This is a genomic window from Streptomyces rectiverticillatus (genome assembly GCF_013394065.1).
Lineage (GTDB): Bacteria > Actinomycetota > Actinomycetes > Streptomycetales > Streptomycetaceae > Streptomyces > Streptomyces rectiverticillatus.
In genome coordinates this window covers 5,664,041-5,689,812 of sequence record NZ_CP040752.1, presented here as the reverse complement: position 1 = coordinate 5,689,812, position 25,772 = coordinate 5,664,041, and the positions used below count along the sequence as shown (strand labels likewise).

Here is a 25,772-nt window from a genome sequence, read left to right as displayed (position 1 = left end):
GCTGTGCGCCCCCTCGCGCCGGGTGACATGGAGGTGAACGGGGGTCTTGCCAGCTGTACGGATCCGCTGTCAGCGTAGCGACTTGGTGACGGCAGTCAACACAGCGCGATAAACGGACGTCGGCGATCAGCCTCAGCGGCCACCGTTACCCCGACCAGCCTCAGCGACCAGAAGGGGCCACCCATGGTCACCCCGTTCGCCCTCGACCCGCGGCAGCGCGCCTGGTGCGACGACCTGCGCACCCTCGCGGCGGAGCGGCTGCGCCCGCTCGCGGCCGGCGGCGAGCCGGGCCGCGTCAACCGGCCCCTCGTCGCCGCCCTCGGCGAACTCGGCCTGCTGGCCCGGCTCTTCCCCGCCGACGGGCCGGTGCGCGCGACGGACCTGTGCCTGCTGCGGGAGTCCCTCGCGCGGGAGTGCACGGAGGCCGAGACCGCGCTCGCCCTGCAGGGGCTCGGCGCCTACCCCGTCGTGCAGTCCGGGACCGCCCGGCAGCGCGCCCGCTGGATGCCGGAGGTGGTCGCCGGCCGGGCCGTGGCCGCGTTCGCGCTGAGCGAGCCGGCCGCCGGGTCCGACGCGGCGGCGCTGGAGCTGTGCGCCGAGCCGGACCCGTCCGGCGCCGGGGACGGCTGGCGCCTCTCGGGCGAGAAGACGTGGATCTCCAACGCCCCCGAGGCCGACGTCTACACCGTCTTCGCCCGCACGGGGCAGGCGCCCGGCTCGCGGGGCGTGACGGCGTTCCTCGTGCCAGGCGACAGCGCGGGACTGTCCGGCCGCAGCCTGGACATGCTCAGCCCGCACCCCATCGGCACGCTGACGTTCGACGGCGTGCCGGTCGGCGCCGGGGACGTCCTCGGGGTGCCGGGCGGCGGCTTCCGCGTCGCCATGCGCACGCTCGACCTCTTCCGGCCGAGCGTGGGGGCCTTCGCCGTCGGCATGGCCCGGGCCGCGCTCGCGGCCGCCGTCGCCCACGCCGGGGAGCGGCGCGCGTTCGGCGGCCCCCTGAAGGACCTGCAGGCCGTCTCCCACCAGCTCGCCGAGATGGCCACCCGTACGGAGGCCGCGGCGCTGCTGGTGTACGCGGCGGCCGCGGCGTACGACGCGGGCGAGCCCGGCATCGCGGCCCGCTCGGCGATGGCCAAGCTCTTCGCCACCGAGACCGCGCAGTACGTCGTCGACGCGGCCGTCCAGCTCCACGGCGCCCGCGCGCTGCGCCGGGGGCACCTGCTGGAGCACCTGTACCGGGAGGTGCGCGCGCCGCGGATCTACGAGGGCGCGAGCGAGGTCCAGCGCACGATCATCGCGAAGGAGCTCTACCGGTGAGTACCCACAAGGCCGGGGGCGCCGAAGTGCGCCGGATCAACCCGCCGGAGCTCTCCCCTCCCACCGGTTTCTCCCACGCCGTCACCGTCACCGGAACCCGGCTCGTCCTCCTCGCCGGGCAGACCGCCCTCGACGGCGCGGGCCGGATCGTGCCCGGCGGGCTGCCGGAGCAGTTTGAGCGGGCCCTGGGCAATCTGCTCGCCGCCCTGCGCGCCGCGGGCGGCGGGCCGCAGCACCTCGCGCGCGTCACGGTCTACGCCACCGACGTCGCCGACTACCGCGCGCACGCCCGGGAACTGGGCGGCATCTGGCGGCGGCTGGCCGGGCGGGACTACCCGGCGATGGCCGTCATCGGCGCGGTGCGCCTGTGGGACGAGGAGGCGCTGGTGGAGCTGGACGGGATCGCGATGCTGCCGTAAGCCGTTAGCCGTTAGCCGTTAGCCGAACCTGAGGGGATCAGAAGCCGGTACAGGTCGCCGTCGTCTCCCGGCCGGACGCCGTCGCGGTCCGCGGCTGGCCGTCGTCCACCGTCACCGAGCAGGAGACCGTACCGCCGCCCTTCCCGGTCGTGACGGCCAGCACGCCGCCCTTTTCGAACCCCGTCGTCTCCAGCTCCTTGCGCCAGGGCAGGTCCCGGGGGCCCTCCTTCTGCGTCACGAGGCCCCCGCCCTGCCAGGTGGTGTACGCGATGGCCACGCCTTTCGCATCGCCGGTGACCTCGTACCGCACCCGGACCTTCTTGTCGCTCTCCCCGGCGAGCACGACGACGATCGCCGCGCACCCGGCGGCCAGCAGGAGCACGGCGGCGAGCAGCACCCACGGCCACTTGCGGTGCCCCCGGTGGCGGACGCGCGGCGGCGCACCGTGCGCGTAGTCGTCGCCCCAGTGCTGCGTGCTCATGCGGCCAGCATGCCGTCGCCCCTGCGGGGTGGCGAGCGGGGGCCGCCCGTACGGGCGGCAGCCCATGCCCCGCCCGCGCCGGAGCGTGCGCACCGGACCCGGCCCGCGGCGCCTACAGCCGCGGGTCCACCGGCTCCGACTCCAGGGCGAGGACCCCGAAGACCGCCTCGTGCACCCGCCACAGCGGCTCGCCCGCCGCCAGCCGGTCCAGCGCCTCCAGGCCGAGCGCGTACTCGCGCAGGGCGAGCGAGCGCTTGTGGCCGAGGTGGCGTGCGCGCAGCCGGGCCAGGTTGTCCGGGCGGGTGTACTCGGGACCGTAGATGATCCGCAGGTACTCGCGGCCCCGGCACTTGACGCCGGGCTGCACGAGCCGCCCGCCGGCGGTCCGCACGAGCGCCTGCAGCGGCTTGACGACCATGCCCTCGCCACCGGCGGCGGTCAGCTCCGTCCACCACCGGATGCCGTCGGCCACGGACGCCTCGTCCTCGGTGTCGACGACGAGCCGGCGTGTGGGGGCGAGGATCCGTGCACCGGACTCCGTTCCCGGCTCCATTCCGGGCTCCGTTCCCGGCTCCGCTGCGGTCTCCGTGGTCTGCTCGGCCGCGACGAGGGGGTCTATCAGGGCGAGCTGCTCGTCGTGCGGCAGCGCGGCGAGGCTGCGCCCCTGTGCGGCCAGGATCTGGAACGGAGCCAGCCGGACGCCGTCCAGCCCGTCGACCGGCCAGCAGTAGCGGCGGTACGCCTGCGTGAACGCGGCCGCGTCCGCGGCCCGCTCGCGCTGCCGCTCCAGCAGCCCGGACACGTCCACGCCGCGCTCCGCCGCCGACTCCAGCGCGGCGATCGCCCCCGGGAACACCGCGCCGGACGCGGCACCGACGGCCGCGTACTGGTGGCGCAGCAGCCCCTGTGCCTTGAGGGACCAGGGCATGAGCTCGGCGTCCAGCAGCAGCCAGTCGGTCTCCAGCTCGTCCCACAGCCCGGCCTCGCCGATCGCCGTGCTCAGCCGCTGCAGGATGCTCTCGGCCGTCGCGCGGTCGTCGAAGAACGGCCGGCCGGTACGGGTGTACAGCGCGCCGCTCGCCCCGCCGGTCGCGCCGAAGCGCTCCCGGGCGGCGTCCGCGTCGCGGCCGACCAGCACCACGGCCCGCGAGCCCATGTGCTTCTCCTCGCACACCACCTGCCGCACCCCGTCGGCCCGGTAGGCGGCGAACGCCTCGGCCGGGTGCTCCAGGTAACCCTCCTCCTGGGAGGTCGCGCACGGCGCCATGGTGGGCGGGAGGTAGGGCAGCAGGCGCGGGTCGACGGAGAAGCGGCTCATGACCTCCAGGGCGGCCGCGGCGTTCTCCTCCTTCACGGCGACCCGGCCCATGTGCCGGGTCTCGACGACGCGGCGGCCGGTGACGTCGGACAGGTCGAGCGGGCGGCCGTCCTCCCCGCCGGGCGCCTCGCTCACCAGCGGCCGCGCCGGCTCGTACCAGACCTGCTCGGCCGGTACGTCCACCAGCTCGCGCTCGGGCCAGCGCAGCGCGGTCATCTTCCCGCCGAAGACGGCGCCGGTGTCCAGGCAGATGGTGTTGTTCAGCCACGTGGCCGACGGGTTGGGGGTGTGACCGTAGACGACGGCGGCGCTGCCGCGGTAGTCCTCGGCCCACGGGTAGCGCACGGGCAGGCCGAACTCGTCGGTCTCGCCGGTGGTGTCCCCGTACAGCGCGTGCGAGCGGACGCGGCCCGAGGTGCGGCCGTGGTACTTCTCCGGCAGGCCGGCGTGGCAGACCACGAGCTTGCCGCCGTCGAGGACGTAGTGGCTGACGAGCCCGTCGACGAACTCCTGCACCTGCGCGCGGAAGGCGGGGTCGCGGGCGTCCTCGCGCTCCAGCTGCTCGATGGTCTCGGCCAGCCCGTGGGTCGGCTGGACCTTCTTGCCCTTGAGCCAGCGGCCGAGCTTGTTCTCGTGGTTGCCCGGCACGCACAGGGCGTTGCCGGAGGCGACCATGCCCATGACGCGGCGCAGCACGCCGGGGCTGTCCGGGCCGCGGTCGACGAGGTCGCCGACGAAGACGGCCGTGCGGCCCTCGGGGTGGACGCCGTCGGCGTAGCCGAGCTCGGTGAGCAGGGTCTCGAGTTCGGAGCTGCAGCCGTGGACGTCGCCGATGATGTCGAAGGGGCCGGTGAGGTGCCGGAGGTCGTTGTAGCGGCGTTCCAGGACGACCTCGGCGGCCTCGGCCTCCTCGGCGCTGCGCAGGACGTGCACCTTGCGGAAGCCCTCGCGCTCCAGGCCGCGCAGCGAGCGGCGCAGCTCGCGGCGGTGGCGCTGGATGACGTGGCGGGGCAGGTGGGCCCGGTCGGCGCGGGCGGCGTTGCGCGCGGCGCAGACGTCCTCGGGCATGTCGAGGACGATCGCGATGGGCAGCACGTCGTGCTCCCGGGCGACGCGGACCAGCTGCCGGCGGGCCTCGGCCTGCACGTTGGTCGCGTCGATCACGGTGAGGCGGCCGGCGGCGAGGCGCTTGCCCGCGATGTAGTGCAGCACGTCGAAGGCGTCGCCGCTGGCGCTCTGGTCGTTCTCGTCGTCGGCGACGAGGCCGCGGCAGAAGTCCGAGGAGAGCACCTCGGTGGGCTTGAAGTGCTTCCGGGCGAAGGTCGACTTGCCCGAACCCGTCGGGCCGACCAGCACCACGAGGGAGAGGTCGGTGACGGCGAGGGTGCGCTTGGCGGCCGCGGGGGCGGTTGCTGTGGTCATGCGGCCTTCTCCTGCTTCTTGTCGTCCTTGCGGCTCTTGTTGTTCTTGTTGTTCTCGGTGTCCGTGTCGTTCTTCTCGTTGCCGGCACGGGTGAAGACGGCCATCTGGGTCGGCGGCCCGACCTCCGGGTCGTCCGGCCCCACGGCCTCGTACGCCACCTCGTAGCCGTACCGCTGCGCAACGCCCGACGCCCAGGCGCGGAACTCCTCGCGGGACCACTCGAAGCGGTGGTCCGCGTGCCGCACGTGCCCGGCGGGAAGGGTCTCCCAGCGCACGTTGTACTCGACGTTCGGCGTGGTCACGACGACCGTCGCGGGGCGCGCCGCGCCGAACACCGCGTGCTCCAGGGCGGGCAGCCGGGGCAGGTCGACGTGCTCGATCACCTCGCTGAGCACCGCCGCGTCGTACCCGGCCAGCCTGCGGTCGGTGTACGCGAGCGAGCCCTGGAACAGCGCGACCCGCGCCGCCTGCCGCTCGGTGATGCGGTCCAGCCGGAGCCGCCGCGCGGCGATCGCGAGGGCGCGCGCCGACACGTCCATGCCGGCCACCTCGGTGAACCGCGGGTCCTTGAGCAGCTCGCCCACGAGCTGCCCCTGCCCGCAGCCGAGGTCGAGCACGCGCGCGGCCCCCGAGGCGCGCAGGGCGCCCAGGATCGCCTCGCGGCGCTGCACGGCCAGCGGGGTGGGCCGCTCCTCGGTGTCCGTCTCCTCGTCGACGGCGTTGTCGAGCTCCTCGGCCTCGCTGTCGTCGGCCTCGGCGAGGCGGGCGAGGGCCAGGCGCTCCAGGGCGTCCCGCGTCAGCGACCAGCGGCGGCCGAGGTAGCGGCCGGCGATCAGGCGCTGCTCGGGATGGTCCTCCAGCCATCCCTCACCGGAGCTCAGGAGCTTCTCCACCTCGTCGGGCGCCACCCAGTAGTGCTTGGAGTCGTCGAGCACCGGCAGCAGGACGTAGAGGTGGCGCAGGGCGTCGGCGAGCCGCTGCTCGCCCTCCAGCACCAGCCGTACGTAGCGCGAGTCACCCCACTGCGGGAACCGCTCGTCCAGCGCGACCGGCTCGGCGGACACCGTCCAGCCCAGCGGCGCGAACAGCCGCTCCACGAGCGCCGCCCCGCCGCGGGCGGGCAGCACGGGCACCTCGATGCGCAGCGGGCGGGCCGTTCCGGGCAGCTCGGGCCGGGCGGCGCACCGGCCCTTGAGGGCGGTGGAGAAGACGCTGCTGAGGGCGACGGCGAGCAGCGAGGACGCCGCGTACGGGCGGTCGTTGACGTACTGCGCGAGGGCGGAGTCGGGCGCGCCGCCGCGGCCGCCCTTGCCCTTGGAGCGCCGCACCAGCGCCACCGGATCGATCTCCAGCAGCAGCGCGGCGGTGCAGCGCTCGGCCGTGGCCTCGGGGTAGAGGACGTGCGCGGTGCCGTGGGAGGTCGAGAATCGCTGCGCCTTGCCGGGATGCTTGTGCAGCAGGAATCCGAGGTCGGTCGCAGGGGATCCGGTCGTGCCGGTGGTGGATATCGTCAGGAACACGCGGTCGAGTATCCCCGGATTTGTGCATCCGTTGCTAATGTTTTTCGTCCGCCGCGTCCGCCGGGTCCGCCCTGTCCTTCGCATCCGCCTTGTCCAGCTTATCCGCCCTGTCCGCCGTATTCCCCTTCCCGCTCTCCGGGTTTCCCAGGAGCCCCTTCAGGAGGGCGCGGGTGAGGACGGCGATGGTGAACGCGCAGGTGATCGTGCCTGCTGCGACCATCTCGGCCACCTCCGGCCAGGGGCGGGTGACGATCCTGCGGATTCCTTCGGAGGTCTCCGGAGAACCGAAGCCGTCGATACGGGTGGCGAACAGCTCGACGTGGTCGCCGAGCAGTCCGCTGTCGGGGTGCAGCCGGCCCAGGGAAATCAATTCGCCGGCCTTCGCACCGATTTCCTCGGCGAGTTCCCGGACGGCGTTCTCCGCGCCGGTGGCGCCCGGTGAACCCATGCCGCGGGGCACCTCCCAGTGCCAGGATCGGGTGGCGTGCCGGTAGTGCTCGACGAGGACGACGTCACCCGTGCCGGTCAGGGGGAGGACGACGGCGCCGGGGCTCGCGGAGGTGGCCAGCATGCGGACGTAGAGCCCGAGGGCGCCGCCGGGGAAGCGGACGGCGTCACGGACGAGGGTGACGAACCGGTCGGCGTACACGACGCCGACCGGCGGCGCCGGGTCCTGCGCATCCGCGGTGCGCCGGGCCTCCTCGACGTCGGCCGGGTCGAGGAGGATGTCGATGCCGCCCGGGGCGTTGTCGAACAACTCGGGGCGGGCGGCGCGCAGGCCCTCGTAGTCGTGGAGGGGCGGCGGGGTCTCTTCCGGCACTGCCTCGTACTCCGGTTCTCAGTACTCAGGGAGCTCGTCCTGGACGGTGGCGGAGCCGGTGGCGGCCGGGGAGCCGCCCTCCTCCCGGTACCCGGGCAGCTTGCGCACCATGTCGTGGAACCTTTCCCACTCCCGCGCGCCGTCGAACCGCACCGCCGCCATCTCCCGTGCGAACTTCTGCTCGCGCCGGCCCTCCAGTCTGTTGCGCAGCACCAGTTGTACGGATCCGCCGTATTTGGCCGAGACCCCGCCGAGGCTGCCGGCCACGCTCCAGGTCTCGTCCCCGGTGACGGCGGTGAAGGCGGCGCCGCCGACGGTGACGACGACCTCGATGACGGGCAGCCACTTGTTCGCGCGGGCCCGGCTGTCGCCGCGGGCCCCGGCGAGGCGGACGATCTCGGAGTTGAGCCTGACGTAGCGGTCGAAGACGGGGCCGACGCGCTCGTGGAAGGAGGCCGGGTCGGCGGTCAGTTCGTCGAAGGCGCGTATGTAGGCGTTCCACGGGTCGCTCTGCCGCAGGCTCCAGATGTCCTCCAGGGCGAGCGCGTCGACCGCGGCGGGGGTGAGGGCGAGCCGGTCCTGGACCGTGGAGAACGCCTGCCGCTGCAGGAACAGCAGGAGCTGCTCGGGGTCGGTGACCGTCCCGGCGGGGGTCGTACGGATGTCGCGCCACTCCTGGAGGGCCACCCTCCGCAGGCTGCCGGCCGGGGTGAGCGGATACATGCCGAGGGCGTCGGCGAGATTGACGTTGTAGATGAGGTCGAGGAGCTGCTTGATCTCCCCTGCGAAGGGCTTGGTCCTGTCGTACCTGCCCTCGGAGACGGGCGTGCCCGGCACCGTCACGAACTCCTCGTAGAGCACGTTCCGCGTGACGAGGTCGCCGCGGATGCTGCGCTCGTTGCTGAGCCGGACCACTTCGCCGATCCGGGCTGCGAACGCCGCGTGCCGCCGCTGCGGGACGCCGACCTGCGCGGCGAGCAGGGGGATGTCCTTCGCGGTGAGCCCCTGGACCCGTGCGGCGAAGGCGTTGAACAGGGCGCTCCGGGTGGCGTCCCGGTTCTCCTGGTCCTCCCAGGAGAACCGGACGCACTTGACGCGCTCGCCGGCCGGCATCCCCTCGAGCGTCTCCTGCCAGGCGGTGAAGGCCCGCTCGTCGAAGTCCAGTCCGGTGCTCGGGCGCTCGGCGGGATCGCGCTCGTTCAGCAGGTAGGGCACGAGGGCCGCCTGCGCCAGCAGCTTCTGGTGGGCGCGGCGGGCCGCGCCGCCCTCGACGAGGTCGCGGCTGACGGCGGCGTTGTTGTAGAAGAACACGCGGTTGGCCACCACTTGGCGGGTGTTGATCAGACTGCGGAAGTACTCGGCCCGCACCTCCTTCTCCCGCGCGCCTCCGACCTCCCCGAGCGATCTTCCTCCTGCGACCATCTCCCTGGTCAGTTCCGCGGTCACCCACTGGTTGTCCAGGGACTGGGCGATCACCGCGCCGGGCGCCAGCTCCGGCGGCCTCACTCTGACGGTCGTCTCAGCGGATTCCTGGGACATTCCCCACCCCCGGTCCTGGATCCCCTACGACGCATCTCTCACGTCCGCCTCCACGCTAGTGGTGAAGCCGTGGCCCGGACCCGAGGTTGCACTAACTGACGGGATCTGAAGCGGAGTTGCGAGCGCTACCGAGTCGGCGGCTGAGACGGCGACTGAGACCGCGACCGAGACGGAGTGCGGGCCAGGGTACGGGCCAGCGACGCGATCTCGGCCGGGCCCACGCGGCAGCAGCCCCCGATGAGGCGGGCGCCCGCCTCGTACCACTCGGTGACGCGACCGGGAGCGAAGGCCGGCCGGCCCGTCCAGGACCGGGCCGCGGCATCCCACTGCTCGCCGCTGTTGGGGTAGACCACGACGGGCTTGCGCGCGGCTTCCGCCGCGAGCCGCACGGCGCGGCCGGCGTCGGCGGGCGTGCAGCAGTTGACCCCGACGGCGACCACCTGATCGTTCCCGGCGGCCAGCGCGAACGCCTCGCGCAGCGGCTGACCGGCACGGGTGCACTCGCCCTCCGCGCTGTAGGACAGCCACACGGGCACCCCACAGCCCGCCACGGCCCGCAGCAGCGCTTCCGCCTCGTCCACGTCGGGCACGGTCTCCAGCGCGAGGACGTCGGGCGCGGCTTCCACCAGGGTCTCGATCCGCGGCCGGTGGAAACGCTCCAGCTCGGCGGTGCTCAGGCCGTAACGCCCGCGGTACTCGCTGCCGTCGGCGAGGAAGGCGCCGTAGGGACCGACGGACGCGGCGACCCGGATCTCCTTCCCCGGGGCTTCGCGCTCCGCGGCGCCGCGCGCCAGCTCCACGCTGCGCCGCAGCAGCGCCGCGGCCTCGGCACGGCCCAGGCCACGGCGCGCGAAGCCCTCGAAGGTGGCCTGGTAGCTGGAGGTGATGAGGACCTGGGCGCCCGCCCGCACATAGGCGGCGTGGGCCCGCTCGATCTGCCCCGGGTCATCGGCGAGCAGCCGGGCCGACCACAGGGCGTCGGACAGGTCGCAGCCCTGCGCCGCCAGCTGGTTGGACAGCCCGCCGTCGAGGACGAGCGGGCCGCGCTCCAGCGCGTCGGCGAGCGGGGTAGTGGGGACGGGCGTCACAGTTGCTCCTCGGGGGTGCGGCGGCGCCGGGCCGGCGTCAGCCCAGCTGGGACTGGACCTCCGAGGAGATCAGCTCCAGGTGGTCGAGGTCGTCCAGGTCCAGGATCTGGAAGTAGACCCGGGAAGAGCCGACAGCCGCATAGCGGCCGATCTTGTCGACGACCTCGGCGGGCGAGCCGGCCAGGCCGTTCTCCTTGAGTTCGGCCACGTCGCGCCCGATGACCGCCGCGCGGCGCGCGACCTCGGCGTCGTCCTTGCCGACGCAGGCGACGAGCACATTGGAGTAGACGAGCTCGTCGCCCTTGCGGCCGGCCTCCTCCGCGGCCGCCCGCACCCTGCCGAACTGCCGCTCACTGTCCTCGACCGAGGCGAAGGGGATGTTGAACTCGTCGGCGTACTTCGCGGCGAGCCGCGGCGTGCGCTTCGCACCGTGGCCGCCGATGAGGACGGGCACCTTCCGCTGCGCGGGCTTGGGCAGCGCGGGGCAGTCGGTGAGCTGGTAGTAGGCGCCGTCGAAGTCGAAGGTCCGGCCGGCCTCCGTCTCCCACAGGCCCGTCACGATCGCGAGCTGCTCCTCCAGGCGCCCGAACTTCTCCTTGGGGAAGGGAATGCCGTACGCCTTGTGCTCCTCCTCGAACCAGCCCGCGCCCAGACCGAGCTCGACCCGCCCGCCCGACATCTGGTCCACCTGCGCCACCTGGATGGCCAGCACACCGGGCAGCCGGAACGTGCCCGCCGTCATCAGGGTGCCGAGCCGGATGCGGCGCGTCTCACGGGCGAGCCCCGCCAGGGTGATCCATGCGTCCGTCGGCCCGGGCAGGCCGTCCGCGGAGCCCATGGCCAGGTAGTGGTCGGAGCGGAAGAAGGCGTCGAAGCCGAGGTCCTCGGTGGCCTTGGCGACCGTCAGCAGGGTGTCATAGCTCGCCCCTTGCTGGGGCTCGGTGAAGATTCGCAGATCCATGCCTCCCATCCTGCACTGCCGCACGCGCGTCAACCGACCGTGCCCTGCCCCGGTCCACCCACCCCGGTCGGGTGAAATTCCGCCGCCCCCGCCGGACGGGTGAGCCCCGGCCAGTGTCCGCCGCGGCCGGTGGTCGTTGGCTCGGGCGGAGCCGGACCGCCCGGCCCGCGCACCGGTGTGCTCTGCCGGAGGCGACGACCGCAACACCGCTCTCCCGCACCGGGAGGGCCGGGGCCGAGGAGGCCGCGATGACCCAGGAAGCCGTGCCCGACGAAACGGTGCCCGCCCAGCCCGCCACCCGGCAGCCCGGCGCGCCCAAGGGCCTGCTGCAGCAGATGGAGGAGCTGATGGCCGCGCTCAACGCCGATCTGTCGCAGCTCGACGCCGATCTGCAGCCACGCGACGAACGCTCGGCGTCCGTCGACGGAGGGGATGCCCGCTGACCGCCCGCGCCTCACGCGGCACCACCCTCCCGCTCGCGCGACGCGAGCCGTCTCTGTAACCAGCGGACTCTGTCGCTCGTCTCGTCGGCGGCGTCGATCGCCTCTATGCACTGCCAGTACATGGCGTCCTCGCCGGAGGAGCAGGCGACGCCCACCAGGGCGATGCCCACTTCGCCGAGGAGCCCGCAGAGCCCCGCCAACGCGGCCCAGGGGTCGCGCACTTCGGTGAGCTGCCCGGCCCGTATCGCTCCGGCGCGCAGCGTGTGACGCAGCGCGCCGGACGCACGGGTGCCGGCCTCGCTCAGACTTCCCGCGGCGGCGCGGGCCTCGAAGGGCCCGTGCACCGCGAGGTGGCCGCCGACCGCTCCCGCCAGCGCCTGGGTCTGCCATGCCTCGGTGACGATGTCGTGGACGGCCCTGGCCTGCGCCAGGGCCGTCCGGGTGGCTCCGATGAGCCGCACTGCATCCATGACCTGAATCCACCATCTTTCCGACTGCGCCTTCGACTGCGCTTCCGACTGTGCCGTGCCCATACCTGCTCACTACCCAGAGTGACGACTAACTGCCGGAAACGCCAGGGGAATTCAGAAATCTGTGGATACCAGATGGGGTGTGGATAACTCAATCACTCCGGAGAGTGACGACCCGGCGTATCCGGAGTGCCTTGGTCCGGCTGACCGGGTCGGCCCGGCCGATCCGGCAGCGGGAACCGCTTCTCGTTGCGCTCGATCTTCGCGGAGAGGGCCGCGGCCGGGTCGATGCCGAGCGTCTGGCAGAACTGCAGGAGATACGCCAGCACGTCCGCGACCTCGTCCTCGACCCGGGCGGCGGTTCCCGGGCTGTCCATCACCTGCGCCGATTCCTCCGGCGTCAACCATTGGAAGATCTCGACGAGTTCGGCCGCCTCGACGCTCAGGGCCGCGACCAGGTTCTTGGGCGTGTGGTAGGGAAGCCAGCGGCGCGCCGTCGCGAAGTCGGCCAGGCGGCGCTGCAGCACCTGCAGCTCGCCCTCTCCGCCGCCGCGTCCCTCTTCTCGGTGTTCAGGATTCACCCCCAAGATCTACCACCGAGATTCCCGGCAGAGCCGGATCCACTGCAGAATCCGTGCCCCCTTGCACCGCCCCCACCAGCCGGACGTGCCCCCGCTCCCCCATCCGTACCGCCAGGGCGAGCAGCTCGCGCGCCTGCCGCGCATCCAGGCAGCGGTCGAAGCCGTCCGCCAGGACGGTGAGGGTCTGCCGCGCCTGCAGCACCTCGGCGGCCGGGTCCATGTCCAGCACGCCCGGCCCGGTCATCAGCACGAGGCAGAGGGCGAGGTAGCGCAACTCGCCGTCCGCCAGCCACTCCAGGGGCGTCGCCGCCCCGGACCGCCGCTCCAGCAGGGCCCGTACGAGGCCGTCACCCAGCTCTCGCACCGCCAGTTCGTCCACGGGCACGCTGCATCCCGCGCCCACCGCCGCCACGAGCGCCGCATGGCGGGTCGCGCACTCGTGGCGTGTACGGCCGAGGACCGCGGCGGCGTTGTCGCAGGAACCGCGCAACAGCCCGTCACCCGCCGCGGCGGGCATCCGCATGAGCTCGGGGCGGGGGTCGCAGGCGAAGACGGAGCGCAGCGCCACGACGACCTGTTCGGCGGCGTCGAGGACGAGGCGCTGACCGGCGGTCTTACCCGCGACGCGCAGGGGCAGCAGGGCGGTCCCGAGCCGGTCGTCCGGCAGGGGTGCGCGGGTGACGGGAACGGCGCCGGCCGTGTGCCAGGCGGCTTCCACGGCGCGGCGGCCGGGATCGCGCAGGGCCGTGGAGAGCAGGGTGCGGCCGGCGGCCGTCATCCGTTCGCCCACGATGCGCAGCTCGGGTTCGGCCTGGACGGCGACGTCGAGGCGGACGGGGCCCAGGGGCCCTTCGACGGTACAGCCGATGCGGAAGCCGCGCCGGCCTTGGGCGTCGGGGCGGGCCTGCTGCGGGACGCAGGCCGCGGGGCCGCCGTCGACGATGGCGAGGGCTTCCTCCAGGGTGTCGCCTCCGGCGAGCCGGGCGAGCGCCCCGTAGGCCTGGAGGGCACTGGACTTGCCGCTGCCGCTCGGGCCCCGGAAGAGGGTGAGCGGGCCGAGCGCGAAGACGGCGTTGCGGTGGGACTTGAAGGCGGAGAGCCGTAATTCGGTCACCGCGGGCCGCTGTCCACCTGAGGGGACAGGCACAGGAGCGGGCACAGGGACAGGAGCAGAGGCGGGGGCGGAGGTGGAGGCGGAGGTGGGGACAGGGGCGGAGGAGTCGGCGGAAGGAGCGACGGTAGCGACGGCGGGAAGGGCGTCCGGTCGGGCACAGCGTGTGTCCATGCCCGGACCGTATGTGACAGATATTCAGCCAAACCGTTTCGGCTGATCACTTTTCCTACGATCGGGGTATCCCGACGCCACCTCCGTCCCTTCCGGGGCCAGCAGGAAGACGTTCGTGTCGACCCGGTGCATGCCGCTGCCCAGGCCGAAGACGACACCGCTGGAGAAGTCGAGGATGCGCTTGGCGACGTCCGTATCGGCGCCGGTGAGGTCCAGCAGGACCGGCACCCGGGCCATCAGGTGCTCGGCGACCTCGCGGGCGTCCGCGAAGACCTGGACCCGCAGCACGACCATGCGCCGCTGGTTGGGATCAGGCTGCTGCTCGTCCTCGGGCAGAGCCCTGTGGTTGGGCCATGACGGCCATGCGTGGTGACCACGGAGCGGGACGACCTCGGCCAGACCCTCCCACTGCTCGTCGGTGGCCTCGGACCTGTTCACCGGCTCACCCCTCCGGGGAACGTGCTCGCTATATGCATCCCACAATCCTAGGGACAATCGTCACCCGTCGGGACCAATGACACGCCTGAGCGCCGGACGGTGGTGACGACCCGTCCGGCGCACCCACCCGGGGGGGTGATCAGCCCTTGTAGACGCTGAAGCGCTTCGTCAGCGCCCGGATGCCGGCGTCCTCGCCGACAACACCCACCGCACAGATCCCGAGCTCTCCGAAGCATGCTCCTTCGGCCATGGCCCGGTAGTCGTCGAAGCTGTTGCTGAGCGCCTGCCCCCGGGTGGTGAACACCACCGGAGCGAGCCCCTCCGCGCGGGCGGACTCAGCCAGTTGCAGGAGGTGACTGGTGCGGCCCGCGAGGACGACGGTGTTGAAGCGGATGCCGGCGTGGTGCGCCCCGTCACCGTCCCGCACGTCGTCCGCGTAGATCCTGGCGTCGATACGGGCCGGCTGGCCCATCACGATGGCGGCCGCGTTGGCGACGGCGCCCGCCTCCACACCCGACCAAGATCGAGACTACGCGAGCACGGAGGGTAACGGGCCCCGGGAGGCCCCTGCCAGCGCAACCGAGCACCCGCACCCCCCGCGCCCCCTAACGCCGCTTCAGCCGCCCCCGTACGGCCTTCAGAAGCTCCACCCGCCCGACGCGCAGAGTCAGCGCGTCCCGCCCCGGCAGCGGCTTCGCGTACCACGGCATGCCGAGCCGCTGCCAGCGCGCCGGCTTCAGGGACGGCTGCGGCGGCACGGGGACGGACCACTCCTTGCCGGCCACGGCGAGGCGGAGCGTCAGCTCCCACTCGCCGGCGGTCGTGCAGGGCACCTGCACCGTGAAGGAGCCGTCGGAGGCCGAGGTTTCGACCGGGAACGTCTGCTCGGCGCCCTCCGGGCCCTTGGGGCCCTTGGCCCGCAGGGTCAGCGCGCCCCGGGGCCGGCTCTCCAGCGTGCAGCGACCGCTCACGGTGAGGGTGGCGGGGCCGTCGGCCGCCCACGTCGCGCCGGTGACGCGCAGGCGCGGCAGTACGCGGTGGCGGGTCTCGCCCACGTCCAGCGTGAGGTTGCCGTAGGGCTTGGTGGTGTAAAGGGCGACCGCCGTGCCCGTGTCCGTGACGAGCATGGTCGTCGCGGTCGTCACGGACTCCGCGCGGCTGCTGCCGAGGCGGGCCTCCTTGACGATGCCCTGGGCGCCCACGGCGAGCGAGATGTCCCACATACCGGCCGTCAGGGACGCGAGGTCGATCGTCGCGTCATACCCGGCGACGTCGTAATCATGGTCGTGATCATGAAGGCCACCGTCTTCCTCGGCGCCCAGGCCCGGAGTGGCGGTGTGATGAACGGGAAGGCGGTGCTCCGTGTCCGTGCCGCGCTTGCGGAGGACGAGCTCGGTGGTGACGTCGCGCGTGGCTATGCGGTGGATGTACGCGTGCCCCGTGAGGCGCAGCCCGGCGGCGTTGATCTCTGCGGAGTCGACACGGTGGCGGGCGCGCAGCTCCGACGTGATGTCGTAGCAGTCGTCGGGGATGTTGAGCGTGGAGTCGCGGAAGTAGGGGTGGAGCGCGTAGGCCCGACCGCCCTCGATCAGCAGGTCCGGGAGGGCGGAGGCGGTGGCGGCGAGGGTGGTGATTCCGTAGCTGGCGGCGCCCCGGTCGAGCTCCCAGCGGACGAGGGTGAGGAGCTCGTCGAGGAGCCTGTGGCGGATGAGATGGCAGCGCAGGCGGACCACCGCGGGCAGGCGGGCGGCCAGGCCCTCGCTCCAGTGCAGCGTGACCAGGTCGGCCAGCTCGTGCAGCAGCTTGTCCTGGACGTCGCGCTGCGGCTCGCGGCTCAGCTGGAGGACGGCGTCGCGCAGTTCGACGGCGAAGTGCCGGTGCATCAGCGTGTCGCGGTCGGGGCCGGCCGGTACGTGCTCGGCGACGAGGCCCGCCATCATGCGGAAGAGGTCTATTCGCATCCGCGCGCCGTGCTCCTGCGCGGTGATGTTGTTCCCGTCCTCGCGCGCGACCCAGTAGAGGCAGTCGTAGTCGGCGACGACGGATATCGCGGCGGCCTGGAGGTAGGCGGTGGCGACGAACGGCTGGTCCTCGCCGATCGACAGCCCGGTGTCGAAGCGGAGCCCGAGCCGGTCTATCAGCTCGCGGCGGAACAGCTTCATGGGATTGAGCGTCCAGTAGACCCGTGAGGCGAAGACATCAGTCTTCGGCTGGTTCCTCCGGAACATCGACTGAGGCGCCCGACGCCCGCCCTCCCCCACGATCCGCCCGAGCACGACGTCGGAGCCGTTCTCGTCCGCCGCCGCGACCATGCGCTCCAGGGCCTCGGGCCCGATCCGGTCGTCCGCGTCGAGGAAGTACACGTAGCGCCCGGTGGCCTGCTCAAGCCCAAGGTTCCGCGGCCCCGCGGGCCCCCCGGAATTCGCCTGATGAACGACCCGCATCACCGACCCGGCCCGCTCCGCGAGCCGGTCCAGCTCGGCAGCCGTACCATCCGTGGACCCGTCGTCGACCACGATCAACTCGATCCGGTCGACCCCCAGCGACTGCTCAAGAACGGAACCGACGCTGCCGGTCACGTACGGCATGGCGTTGTACGCAGCGATGATGACCGTGACGTCAGGCAGAGGCCGAGACATGGCGGAGTGCTCCGTTCCCGCAGTACAAAGTGTCGTTTCAGGGTATAGGAGACATCGAACCGGCGTTCGTGGAAGATCGCCGCCGGGGGGACCGGGTACCTCTCCCGCTCCGTAGGCTCCGTCGGCGATCCACAGCTCAGATGCCCCTGGCGAATGGCTGGAAGTGGCGAGGGGCACCCGCATCGTCCCCCAAGATCGCGTCGTCGCTCACACTCGCCGCTGCCGCACCCAACCCGGCTCCGGCCCTGCTCCACAGCTCAAACGAGCCGCGGAGCAGCAGCCTGCACCGCATCGCATGTGACTAGTCGGCAGTCGGCTCTGCGACCAGCGTTGGGGCCGGGGCGAGAGGCAGGAAGTACTCCTCGGCCAGCTTCGCAAGGTGCAAGGGAAGCGGCCTGGAGAGCGGATGATACTCGTCGTGGAAGCGCAGCTGGTGGACGGCTGCCGCGATCACTGCGGGTCGGTCCGGAAGCGTGTCCGTGCGTCCGGCGGCAGCCAGAGCCTCCTTGGACAAACAGCCCATCACGGTGAGTTCCAGTGCCTGCGGATTCCAGGCCGTGGCCGCGGGACCATGTGGCCAGTTCTTATCCGGAACCAGCTTCCGGAGGTCGCGCCGCACCGTGCCTGCGGTCGGGGGTTTGCCCACCGTACTGGCGAACACCCGATTGTCCGGGCCCGCGTCCCGTGCAGCCCAGAGGCCTGCGGAGAACCCCGGTGTGTCCTCCTCGGTCTCACCGGGCGCATACCACTGGGCCGTCTCGCCACGGCTGTTAGCGTCTCGAAGCAGCACTACGCGAAGGTCCGCTCCATAGAGCGCGAGCCGGGCGGGAGGCTCCCCGGAGAACGTGAACATATCGCTGACCAGCTGTCCATTGCTCAGGCCAGGCCAAACCGCGCGCAGGTTGCCACTGTTCGCCAAGAGCAGGGTCGGTCGGTCGCGCACCTGGTAGAGCAATGACCTGATCCGGCGTTCAGCCTCGTCACGCCGCTCCTCAGTGGTCGAGGCGGGCCGATCTGTCTGGATCGGCACCGCGGCATCCGCCCCGACGCCATCGGCGGCGAGGTTGAGCAGCAGCCGAGCGTAAGGCACCCACTCCTTACGAGCGTCGTCCCATCCACACACGGGGTGTTCAGCATCGCGCGGGCGAATCCGGAGGGCAATCAAGTGCTGTCCGGCTTGCCGGGTCGGTCCAGTGGCCTGTCGCCGGACGTTCCAGAGCGCAAGGTATTGGAGGTCGTCCGGCAGCTCCCCGTCCAGCCGTCGCTCGGGCGGAACCACAGCGCCGAGTTGGCGCATGCCGTCGGCCAATACGGACCGGGCTCGCAGGCCTACGGCCCCGTCGGCGTCCTCCGGTACGACGATGAACTGGCTGACCCGGCGGGCGGCGGCACAGCCGAGCCGCAGCGCCGACTTGGGATCCGAGTCCAGTGTCGAGAATCTCTCAGGACCCAGCGTCTCCAGGATCGCCAGCCCCACCGTGCCGGTTTGGGAGCCGAGCTGAGCGGCCGTACGCGCGGCGCGCTGCCGCACGGCCTCAGCCAGCGCCTGAGCTCGTGACCGCTTGGGTTCCCGGGCGATCTCCAGCGGGGCGCCCAGGGCTCGGAGAGGCCGGGCGCGGAGCACGACACGCAGGTCGCCATACTGCCATTCATGGTCGCCCTCCGCTGCGTCGGAGCCGGCTGGAAGCCCCAGCCATTCACGCAGCGCCGCGATCAACTCATCCCGCGTCTCCTCAGTCTGCCAGAGCAGGTCGACCAGTAGTGGCTGGCCGCCGAGCGCTGCGCGCACTGCGTCGCGCCGAGCTTGGACGCGCCGCCGGGAACGCACCTGCTGCTCCTCCGGGTCCGTCGTCGGCGAGATCGGCAGCAAGGCAGGCTTGGACTTCCGGTGCGCGCGTTCGAGGTCGGACACTCGCCGCAGGAAGGGGTGGAGGCCCGCCTCTATCCATCGGTCGAGCAGTGAGCGTTCGAGCGGCATGAGTCCGGCACCAACACCATGCTGGCCCATCGCAGTGTTGTGAAGGATGCCCGCGGCGACCCCATCCCGGCCCTCAAGCCAGTCGACCGGTTCAGCGATCAGTTCAGCCGGCTTGGGGTAGGTGCGCAGCACGTCGAGTTCGGGCAGCAGGTCGACCAGGCTCTGTCGGTTCCAGGCAAGCATGCCGAGTCGGCGGTCGAAGGCCATGGAGTTCGTGGTGAGCCGTCGGCGCGGGCCGTGGGCGCCAGCCCACGGCAGCGGTGCATCGAGCAGGACGGTCGCACCGCGGCCCTCCGGCATCCACACGGGCGATCCGGTGGCCCAGCGGCGGATCCCGTACGCGACGTGCACCCGGAACCGCGCAGCGAACGGGACCGTCTGAACGGTAACTGTCACCACGGCGGAGTAATACCAGGTGCGCCTTCCCCGTGTGTACGTTCGCGGCGGCCAGCTGACCAGTTCAACACCTTGGTCGCGGCTGACCAGCCGAAAGGAGAGGTCGACCCCGTTGAGGTGGAGCGGGCGGGCGGCGAGCCTGACGCCGATCTGCTCGGGCAGTAGGGAGTAGAGCCTGGGCTCGGGCTGGGCTGTGCCCCCCGGGGAGAATCTCGAAGCCGTGAGGTCCACGGGCTCGCACCGCCATCGTGGAGCGTGCTGATCGATCAGCGCCATCACCCGGTCCAAGGCGGCCTGGTGGTCAACCGCGCGCCGCGCATCGGGATCGGCGGGCGGAAGGGTCATCACCCACGAGGCCAGCAATGGGACGACCAGGTCAGCAGGCATCTCATCGGACGCATAGAACCAAGGCACCTCAGCACTGCCGCTGGACCCCCGGCCGGTGGCCACCAAGCCAGGGGCGGTGGCCCGCAACAGATCGTTGAGCTTGCTGATCGGCAGGCCCACTGGTTGCTGCCGGTGGCGCCATCGCCGCCGGTACAAGTCCAGGAACTCGGTCCGCCATTCCTCGGGGAAGTCGACGACCCGGTACTCCTCGATCCAAGCGCCGGCCGCCGGGTCCGGTTCGTAGGCGGTGGTCCTGATCATGCCGTACACGCAGTGTTCCTTTCGCCGACGGACTGGATGAGGCAGCGGTCGAGGGCCGTCCACATGGGCCGGTAAAGCGCCCGAACGATGTGACGGTCCTCCTCGGGCACCGAGGCCCCCGGGGTGAAGTAGGGCTTGAGCACAGCATGGATGCTGTGCAGGAGGCTGCTCTCTGCGCTGTCCGGCTGGTCGGACGGCTGACCGGAGGCCAATCGAGGCGCGAACGCGGCATCGACGAAGGCAACGCGGGTGGGCACCGCACCTCGCACGGAGCGGCCGATCACTTGCCAGATCAGCACGAGCAAGTCCCAGGTGACCTGCTCCCGGTCGCCTTCCCCGAGCCGACTCCACGCCATGCTCCTCGCGAGCACCCGGTACCACTGGGAACGGGCCAGATCCCTGACCTTGCGAGCACCGAGGCCCAACGTGTCCTCGCCCTGGACCCAGTCGTCGAACTCCCCGTCCACCATGGCCCGGACGATCCAGTCGTTGATCGCATGGACAGCGAGTCCGAGGTCGTCGGGACGCGGGTTGGGGCGAGCGAGGAAATAGATCGACCCGATCGCGGCGTGCCGATGGTCGAGGTCGAGGATGTTATGGCCTCGCTCCACCGCCAGCAGGGGCGCTACCAGAATGTCGGCACCCGTGACGGCAAGCGACTCGACATCACCGCGACGCAGCACGGCCGCGTGGTGCTCGTCGTCCGCTGGCCAGGTGCCGGCATCGTGGTCGTCGTCGGAGACCAGTCGGCGTACCCTGCCCTTCCAGCGCTTGTTGAGGGTATGCAGAGTGTCCGCCACGACCTTGGCCTCGTCATAGCTGCCGACAAGCAGCAGGATGTGGCGGCGGTTCTCCGGGAGGCGCCTCAGTTCCTCCTGCAGGCGGCTGATTCCTGCGTCGTCTTTGCCTAGAGCGATGGCCATCCGGCGCAGGACGTCTGCCCGCTGGTCGAGCGGCTCACCAGAGAGCCGCTGCGCCTCATTGCGCTCACGACACTCACAGCCGACGCGGCATTCACAACCGTCGCGGACGAATTCCAAGCGGAACCGGCTCTGTTCGGCGATCCGCTCCAGCTCCTTCGGATCCGGCTCGATGATCACGCCGATCGGCGCCTGGACGTGGTATCGGCTGGACTTCCCGGCCCAGCTGCTGCCCGACATCAGAAGGACGTTGGTGGAGGGGCGGCCGTCCACTGTAGGCAGATCCGGCATCGCACGGAAAAGTTCCCGGCCGACCCCGCTGCAGCGGAAGAAGCGCAGCTCACCCGTGCGTACTCCGCCGAGGTCCGGACCATCCATCAGGAATTGGAAGCCGATCACATTGCCCATCGGCGCCTCGGGAACCATCGGCCCGTAGTCGAGCGGCCTCCGGTACATCTCGTTGAATCCCAGGTTGAGCGCAGCCGCGACACGCGGCCACATGGCGTTGATCAGCGCGAGTTTGGGCTCCAGTGCGCTGAGCAGCAGGGTGAACTCAAAGCGGGTCATCAACAGGTCCAGCCATGCTTCCGCGTTCTCCGGCAGGCGGTGCTCTCTCCGACGCCTGGCCGGACTGTGACCCGCCACGCGCTGCTCCGGTGCGCGTGACCGTTTCCCGATGGCCAAGGAGCGTAGTTCCTGGTAGTGATCCCGGCCGTCGCCGGTGTGCTCGAGCAGAGGCTGGAGGTCGAAGAGGTCGCGGAGCCGCTCCTCCAAGCGTCCCCGGGTACGCTCCCGGTAGTTGGTGTGCAGGAGCTCGCCGAGCAGGCCAGTGAGTTTGAGACCGTCCTCGGTAGAGGGGCCTCGGTCGCCGAACGGGTTCTCCCGGAAGGCGTCAAGGATCTCGGTCAGCCGCTTTCGTGGCGCCCGGTGAGGGTGCTCGGCGCCGGGCTCAGCGACCTCGGCAGGCATGTCATCACTGTCCTCCGGCAGTGGATACCGCTCCTCCAATAGACGGAGTTGGAGCGTCCACGCACTGAAGTATCCGGTCCTGACCCAACCGCGAAGGTCGCGGTCACGGACCAGCATGGCCACCAGACGGTCGGCCGCTGCCTGCGTAGTGTTGACAGCAGCCGACCAGTTCTCCACATCCCGATCGGACAGCTGGATCCGGCCGGCGCCGGCAAGCTCGCGGATGCGGTGCTGGTTGACGTCGTCGAGAAACGACCGGGTGTCGGGGCCTCCGCCGAGCAGCGGGATAGCTGGCGCGAACATCCGATCGAACTGCATCTGAACCCGGTCGGCCTCGTCGACGATCACCAGGTCACTGCGCCGGCAAGCGAGTTCGAGGTAGCGGATGCGCTCGGGATTCTGAGGGTGTGGTACCGCCGAGTCGACCAAACTGGCCGGCGTAGCGACCCAGAGAGCGGCACCGGCCAACTCGCGGGAGCCATGGTGGCGCGGGCAGCCGGACCAGAACGGGCAAGCCACCCGGTACCGCGTCCAGGGACCGTCCGTGTAGTCGCCATGGCGGCTCGGGGGTTGCAGCCTGGTGCACGGCGCTTCACCGAAGCCCAGCAGGTCATCCGCGAGTTGTCCCTCCGCGTGTCGCAAAGCATTCAGCGCGCAGGACGTGCTCAGGTACGAAAATCCGGGGTCATCGTGGACGAGCAGATTCCGCCGGCCACGGCCGACCAGCCGCCGATGCAGCCGTTCGGCGTGCTGCTGGCGGCCCGACGCTCCGAGCACCGGAGCAGCCGATCCGGGCACGTACGTGTTGTACAGCTGCACCAGCTTGAGCTGCTCGGCGACGTCTCCGACGACAACCGTCACTCGTCGGCCGCGACGAGCCAGGTGCACCGCCAGCACGTCCCGCAGAGTGCTCTTGCCGGCACCGACGATGCCCAGCAAATGCTGGATCCGTGCTACCTCGAAGTGGTCCGCACACTGGAACTTTCCGGCTTGACGAGTGAAGAGATGGATCGCACGTAGCCGTCCGGCCCAGTTCGCATGCTCCACCGAGTCCATGAACGTAGCCGTCCCGAGTAGGTCGTCCCATGGGAAGGACAATGGCTCGCCCTTGTTCGCCGGCAGCGCCGCGAGGTCGTGGCCGGGCGGCAGCGGCAGGGCACAATCAGGTAGCTGGACGGTGGCGAGATGCCGCCCGATCGGGAAGGCGTACCTCCCGGCCTTCGCGAACTCCAGGGGCTGCCCCGCGAACGCCGGTGCCTCGCGTAGCAGTTGCTCGTAGGTCTCCCAGCGGTCCGGTGCCACCGACAGCGAGAGGCGCCGGACGGGGGGACGGCTCGGGTCGGCCACCTCGTAGGCTCGGAGCTGGCGGTCGACCCGCTGATATTCCTGAAGTGCCTCGGTCCATGCCAGACGGCGCCCCCATGTCCACAGCGTGTGCCGGGCCGTGCGAAGGGTCCGCTGCCCGACCGCATCGACGGATCCCCAAGCGCGCGCGAACGGGTACCCGCTGAACAGCGTCCAGGCGTCCGCGGCAGGCGACCCCGCAGCGAACTTCTCATGGAGGAGAAGCCCGACCTCGATCTCGCATAGAAAGACAAGCCGGGCGGCCTTCAGCTGCGGAGCGGCCTCCCGCAGGCGGTCGGTCACCTCTCTCAAGGACTTGGCGGTGCTACGCATGGTTCCTCCTCGGCCGACTGATGTGTCGCGGTGCGATGAACTCGCTCGTGGACAGCAGGCGAACCTGGGCGCCGACGGGCAGCGCGCGGTCAAAGCCTTGTCGGTATCCGGGGCGGGCCACCAGCCTGTCCGGCACCACGATGTCCAGCGGTCCGCCGAGCCGGGAGGCGATTTCAGCCGCTCGCAGGGCGGCCGGCACCGGCTGTATCCGGTCGTGGACCTGGAAAACACGAAGCTTTCCATCCTGACCCGTGATGCGGTGGGCGCCCAGGCCGAACGGAAGCAGCCGGGCCTGCTCCGTGAGCCGGGAGCGAACTGTTCGCTCGGTCCGGCCGGGAAGCGCCAGGAACAACCTGAGCGCGAGCGGAAGGACCAGGGTCTGCTCCGGTTGATGTGACGGTTCGAGTTCGCGTTGATCCAGCGTGCAGCCGCCCTCGCACCAGGGTCCTTCCGCAGTCCTGGGCTTGGCGAGCAGCAGGCAGCCGGTGCAGCGGTGCACCAGCCCGTCGGCCGGGAAACGATCGGGCACGGATGCGTAGAGCTCCTTGACCAGCCTCCAGATCTGGGCCACCCCGGGCTGCAGCAGCTCCATCGGGTCGTACCGGAGAATGACCGGCCGGCTGATGAGGAAGTCTCGGCACACTGCGAATCGATCCACCGTGCCGCAGGCATCGGCGAGTCCGTCCAACAGGCTTTCGGCCTCCTGCTCCAGGACACCATCCGGTCCGAGGGACGCCAGCTCGGCGCAGGTCCGGGTCGGCTCACCCGCCGCGGGGTGAATGAGGCGGGTTCCAGCGGTCAGGAATCCAGTGGGCAGCGTCAACGGCCATCCTGTCGGCTCCCGCTCCCGGCACCAGGACAGCAACTCGGGCACACCGCTGGGCACCGGATGACCTTGCATCAGCCCTGCCAGAACCAATCGGTCCAGGGCTAGTTGAAGGCTCGTCGGGTATGGCAACCGGAAAGCCGCCGACCGGGCTACCGAGAGCAACTCGACCACCCCGCGGGCCACCCCGGCCAGCAGGCCGACGCCCGTCCGCTCGTGCCCGGTCACCTGGGCGCCTCCGGTTCTTCCTCCGGCAACTGCCGCACCGAGCACCATTTGCCCACCTCACAATGGGTGCACCCACGGCCGGGAACAGCCCCGAAGAGCCTCTCAGCGTGCCAGTCCGACACCTGCTCCTGAAGCACTGCCTGGGCGGCCGCCTGGGTTGCCGGTGCGAACGGGTCGACGGTTCGCAGATCGACCCCGCTGGGGCGCAGTACCTCGAGTTCGACCCGTCCTCCGGTTCGGGGCCCAGGCAGCAAACCGCCGCCGATGATCCGAACCGCAAGGGCAAGTTGCGGATACGCGACCAGGACATCACGGCTGGGGCGATCACTGCCGGAAGTCTTCGTCTCCCGCCAAACCCAGGAACCCGCGTCCTGGTACAGCAGGTCAGGTTCGGCCAGCACCAGCAAGTCGGCCGCGGTGTCATCGAACACCAGCCGGGGCTCGGTCCGGATCTCCGACCAGGGATCAACCGTGCGCAGCGCGCACACCTCGGCGTGGTGGCGCAGAAGCTCGGTGCCGAGCCGCCGCTCCTCGTCGGGGAGCCGGTATCCCTCGGGGACCCAGTCCGCCGGTACCTCGGCTGTGCAGGGCGTGCGCGGCTGCCGTCCGTGCCGCTCGGCGAGGAAGGCGTGGATCGCCCGCCCGCGCTCGGCGGCGGCGCCCCGCTCCACGGCATCGTCGGCCGGCAGCCGCAAGCCGCGCAGGTAGCCGCGCGCCGGGCAGCTCCGGTGTCCTCGGCCTGTGGTCGATGACCAGCTGCGTCGCGGCCGACTCCGATCGGCTATCCCGAGCAGTCCCTCGGCCCTCGGAAGCGCCGGGCATACCGGCGCGATGGCACATGAGACACAAGCGGTACCAGGCCTGTACTCCCGACCGTCGAGTAGTGCGCGGACGGCAGGTGCTCCGTCGGCCCGGTATACGGCCAGCGCCTCGTCCCGGGTCCCATCGAAGATCAACTCCGTACGGCCGTCGGATAGGGCGAACTGAACAACCCTGACTCGTTCGAGCCGTGGATCGGAGTTCCCCTCTGCCGCGACCAAGGCGGCCACTGCGCGTTCCGCCGCGCTGCGCGCGCGGAGACGATTGACCGGCAGGCGTAGCTCACGCAGCCGTCCATCGGCCGACTCGAAACAGCGTCCCCATGCAGTGATCCGGTACTTCAGGTGGCCCGACCCGTCACCGACTGGGCGGTGGTAGCGGTAGACCCAGGGCGTATGGGCGGGAAGGAGCTCCGGGTCCGGCGAGAAGGCATCTTGGTACATCCGCAGCGCATGCTTGGTCCATTGCCGTACGCCATCGTGCAGCGGGCGCTGGCGACCACCACGCGGCGCGCTCGGCAGTGGCTCGCCCACCGGCCGTTCGAGTCCGTCGGCTGCTGCCATGAAC

At 71.3% G+C, this 25,772-nt stretch carries 20 protein-coding genes; 3 read left to right on the top strand and 17 right to left on the bottom strand.

The genetic code is table 11. The features are described from left to right. The first annotated feature begins 183 nt into the window (after nt 1-183). Both FGW37_RS24805 and FGW37_RS24800 read left to right on the top strand, forming a co-directional pair. Nucleotides 184-1,320, top strand: a complete 1,137-nt coding sequence (locus FGW37_RS24805; protein ID WP_179083062.1) for an acyl-CoA dehydrogenase family protein — start codon at nt 184-186, stop codon at nt 1,318-1,320. After that, nucleotides 1,317-1,739: a RidA family protein gene (locus FGW37_RS24800; RefSeq protein ID WP_246430534.1), complete on the top strand. Its 423-nt coding sequence runs from the start codon at nt 1,317-1,319 to the stop codon at nt 1,737-1,739. The genes FGW37_RS24805 and FGW37_RS24800 overlap by 4 nt, the downstream gene beginning before the upstream one ends. A 37-nt stretch (nt 1,740-1,776) precedes the next feature. Here the strand turns inward: FGW37_RS24800 and FGW37_RS24795 are convergent, their stop codons facing one another. From FGW37_RS24795 to FGW37_RS24765, 7 genes are all read right to left on the bottom strand, one after another. Then, nucleotides 1,777-2,220: a hypothetical protein gene (locus FGW37_RS24795; protein ID WP_179083061.1), complete on the bottom strand. Its 444-nt coding sequence runs from the start codon at nt 2,218-2,220 to the stop codon at nt 1,777-1,779. A gap of 112 nt (nt 2,221-2,332) precedes the next feature. After that, on the bottom strand, nt 2,333-4,960 hold the full coding sequence (locus tag FGW37_RS24790) for a polynucleotide kinase-phosphatase (RefSeq protein WP_179083060.1): 2,628 nt from the start codon (nt 4,958-4,960) through the stop codon (nt 2,333-2,335). After that, entirely contained in the window at nt 4,957-6,480 is a 1,524-nt protein-coding gene (locus FGW37_RS24785) for a 3' terminal RNA ribose 2'-O-methyltransferase Hen1 (RefSeq protein ID WP_179083059.1), read from the bottom strand. The genes FGW37_RS24790 and FGW37_RS24785 overlap by 4 nt, the downstream gene beginning before the upstream one ends. Nucleotides 6,481-6,514: 34 nt before the next feature. Beyond that, nucleotides 6,515-7,300: an NUDIX hydrolase gene (locus FGW37_RS24780; RefSeq protein ID WP_179083058.1), complete on the bottom strand. Its 786-nt coding sequence runs from the start codon at nt 7,298-7,300 to the stop codon at nt 6,515-6,517. Nucleotides 7,301-7,318: 18 nt separating this feature from the next. Beyond that, the gene (locus tag FGW37_RS24775) at nt 7,319-8,839 is read right to left on the bottom strand and encodes a hypothetical protein (protein WP_179083057.1); all 1,521 of its coding nucleotides are present in this window, start codon (nt 8,837-8,839) and stop codon (nt 7,319-7,321) included. A 125-nt stretch (nt 8,840-8,964) separates the two neighbouring features. After that, nucleotides 8,965-9,927 carry a homocysteine S-methyltransferase gene (gene mmuM / locus FGW37_RS24770; RefSeq protein WP_179083056.1) on the bottom strand — a complete coding sequence of 321 codons (963 nt, stop codon included), beginning with the start codon at nt 9,925-9,927 and terminating at the stop codon, nt 8,965-8,967. Nucleotides 9,928-9,964: 37 nt separating this feature from the next. After that, entirely contained in the window at nt 9,965-10,888 is a 924-nt protein-coding gene (locus FGW37_RS24765; protein ID WP_179083055.1) for an LLM class F420-dependent oxidoreductase, read from the bottom strand. 248 nt (nt 10,889-11,136) lie between these two features. Here FGW37_RS24765 and FGW37_RS24760 point away from each other — a divergent pair, with 248 nt between their 5' ends. Then, nucleotides 11,137-11,331 carry a hypothetical protein gene (locus FGW37_RS24760; protein ID WP_179083054.1) on the top strand — a complete coding sequence of 65 codons (195 nt, stop codon included), beginning with the start codon at nt 11,137-11,139 and terminating at the stop codon, nt 11,329-11,331. Between the two features lie 11 nt (nt 11,332-11,342). Here the strand turns inward: FGW37_RS24760 and FGW37_RS24755 are convergent, their stop codons facing one another. From FGW37_RS24755 to FGW37_RS24710, 10 genes are all read right to left on the bottom strand, one after another. Then, a complete protein-coding gene (locus FGW37_RS24755) occupies nt 11,343-11,801 on the bottom strand; it encodes a DUF6099 family protein (RefSeq protein ID WP_179083053.1) in 459 nt (152 codons plus the stop codon). 155 nt (nt 11,802-11,956) lie between these two features. After that, nucleotides 11,957-12,334, bottom strand: coding sequence for a nucleotide pyrophosphohydrolase (locus FGW37_RS24750; RefSeq protein WP_179084890.1), 378 nt, complete (start codon nt 12,332-12,334; stop codon nt 11,957-11,959). Between the two features lie 37 nt (nt 12,335-12,371). Continuing rightward, nucleotides 12,372-13,667, bottom strand: coding sequence for an ATP-binding protein (locus tag FGW37_RS24745; RefSeq protein ID WP_246430533.1), 1,296 nt, complete (start codon nt 13,665-13,667; stop codon nt 12,372-12,374). 24 nt (nt 13,668-13,691) lie between these two features. Further along, nucleotides 13,692-14,105, bottom strand: coding sequence for a cell division protein SepF (locus FGW37_RS24740; RefSeq protein ID WP_058042284.1), 414 nt, complete (start codon nt 14,103-14,105; stop codon nt 13,692-13,694). A 139-nt stretch (nt 14,106-14,244) separates the two neighbouring features. Then, nucleotides 14,245-14,616, bottom strand: a complete 372-nt coding sequence (locus FGW37_RS24735) for a DUF2000 family protein (protein ID WP_179083051.1) — start codon at nt 14,614-14,616, stop codon at nt 14,245-14,247. Nucleotides 14,617-14,710: 94 nt separating this feature from the next. Then, nucleotides 14,711-16,744, bottom strand: coding sequence for a glycosyltransferase family 2 protein (locus tag FGW37_RS24730; RefSeq protein WP_179083050.1), 2,034 nt, complete (start codon nt 16,742-16,744; stop codon nt 14,711-14,713). A 301-nt stretch (nt 16,745-17,045) separates the two neighbouring features. Continuing rightward, nucleotides 17,046-19,766, bottom strand: a complete 2,721-nt coding sequence (locus FGW37_RS24725; protein WP_246430853.1) for a pPIWI_RE module domain-containing protein — start codon at nt 19,764-19,766, stop codon at nt 17,046-17,048. Beyond that, complete coding sequence (locus FGW37_RS24720) at nt 19,763-23,332, bottom strand: pPIWI_RE_Z domain-containing protein (protein WP_246430532.1); 3,570 nt, start codon at nt 23,330-23,332, stop codon at nt 19,763-19,765. The genes FGW37_RS24725 and FGW37_RS24720 overlap by 4 nt, the downstream gene beginning before the upstream one ends. Continuing rightward, nucleotides 23,325-24,386: a pPIWI_RE_Y domain-containing protein gene (locus FGW37_RS24715; protein WP_179083048.1), complete on the bottom strand. Its 1,062-nt coding sequence runs from the start codon at nt 24,384-24,386 to the stop codon at nt 23,325-23,327. The genes FGW37_RS24720 and FGW37_RS24715 overlap by 8 nt, the downstream gene beginning before the upstream one ends. Further along, on the bottom strand, nt 24,383-25,768 hold the full coding sequence (locus FGW37_RS24710) for a PD-(D/E)XK nuclease family protein (RefSeq protein WP_218650602.1): 1,386 nt from the start codon (nt 25,766-25,768) through the stop codon (nt 24,383-24,385). The genes FGW37_RS24715 and FGW37_RS24710 overlap by 4 nt, the downstream gene beginning before the upstream one ends. Nucleotides 25,769-25,772: the final 4 nt, after the last annotated feature.

Excerpts from the sequence above, each read along its gene's own strand:
- FGW37_RS24765 (WP_179083055.1), bottom strand. The coding sequence starts at position 10,888 with ATGGATCTGCGAATCTTCACCGAGCCCCAGCAAGGGGCGAGCTATGAC.
- FGW37_RS24755 (WP_179083053.1), bottom strand. The coding sequence starts at position 11,801 with ATGGATGCAGTGCGGCTCATCGGAGCCACCCGGACGGCCCTGGCGCAG.
- FGW37_RS24790 (WP_179083060.1), bottom strand. The coding sequence starts at position 4,960 with ATGACCACAGCAACCGCCCCCGCGGCCGCCAAGCGCACCCTCGCCGTC.
- FGW37_RS24730 (WP_179083050.1), bottom strand. The coding sequence starts at position 16,744 with ATGTCTCGGCCTCTGCCTGACGTCACGGTCATCATCGCTGCGTACAAC.
- FGW37_RS24710 (WP_218650602.1), bottom strand. The coding sequence starts at position 25,768 with ATGGCAGCAGCCGACGGACTCGAACGGCCGGTGGGCGAGCCACTGCCG.
- FGW37_RS24720 (WP_246430532.1), bottom strand. The coding sequence starts at position 23,332 with ATGCGTAGCACCGCCAAGTCCTTGAGAGAGGTGACCGACCGCCTGCGG.
- FGW37_RS24725 (WP_246430853.1), bottom strand. The coding sequence starts at position 19,766 with ATGATCAGGACCACCGCCTACGAACCGGACCCGGCGGCCGGCGCTTGG.
- FGW37_RS24760 (WP_179083054.1), top strand. The coding sequence starts at position 11,137 with ATGACCCAGGAAGCCGTGCCCGACGAAACGGTGCCCGCCCAGCCCGCC.
- FGW37_RS24805 (WP_179083062.1), top strand. The coding sequence starts at position 184 with ATGGTCACCCCGTTCGCCCTCGACCCGCGGCAGCGCGCCTGGTGCGAC.
- FGW37_RS24795 (WP_179083061.1), bottom strand. The coding sequence starts at position 2,220 with ATGAGCACGCAGCACTGGGGCGACGACTACGCGCACGGTGCGCCGCCG.
- FGW37_RS24775 (WP_179083057.1), bottom strand. The coding sequence starts at position 8,839 with ATGTCCCAGGAATCCGCTGAGACGACCGTCAGAGTGAGGCCGCCGGAG.
- FGW37_RS24745 (WP_246430533.1), bottom strand. The coding sequence starts at position 13,667 with ATGGACACACGCTGTGCCCGACCGGACGCCCTTCCCGCCGTCGCTACC.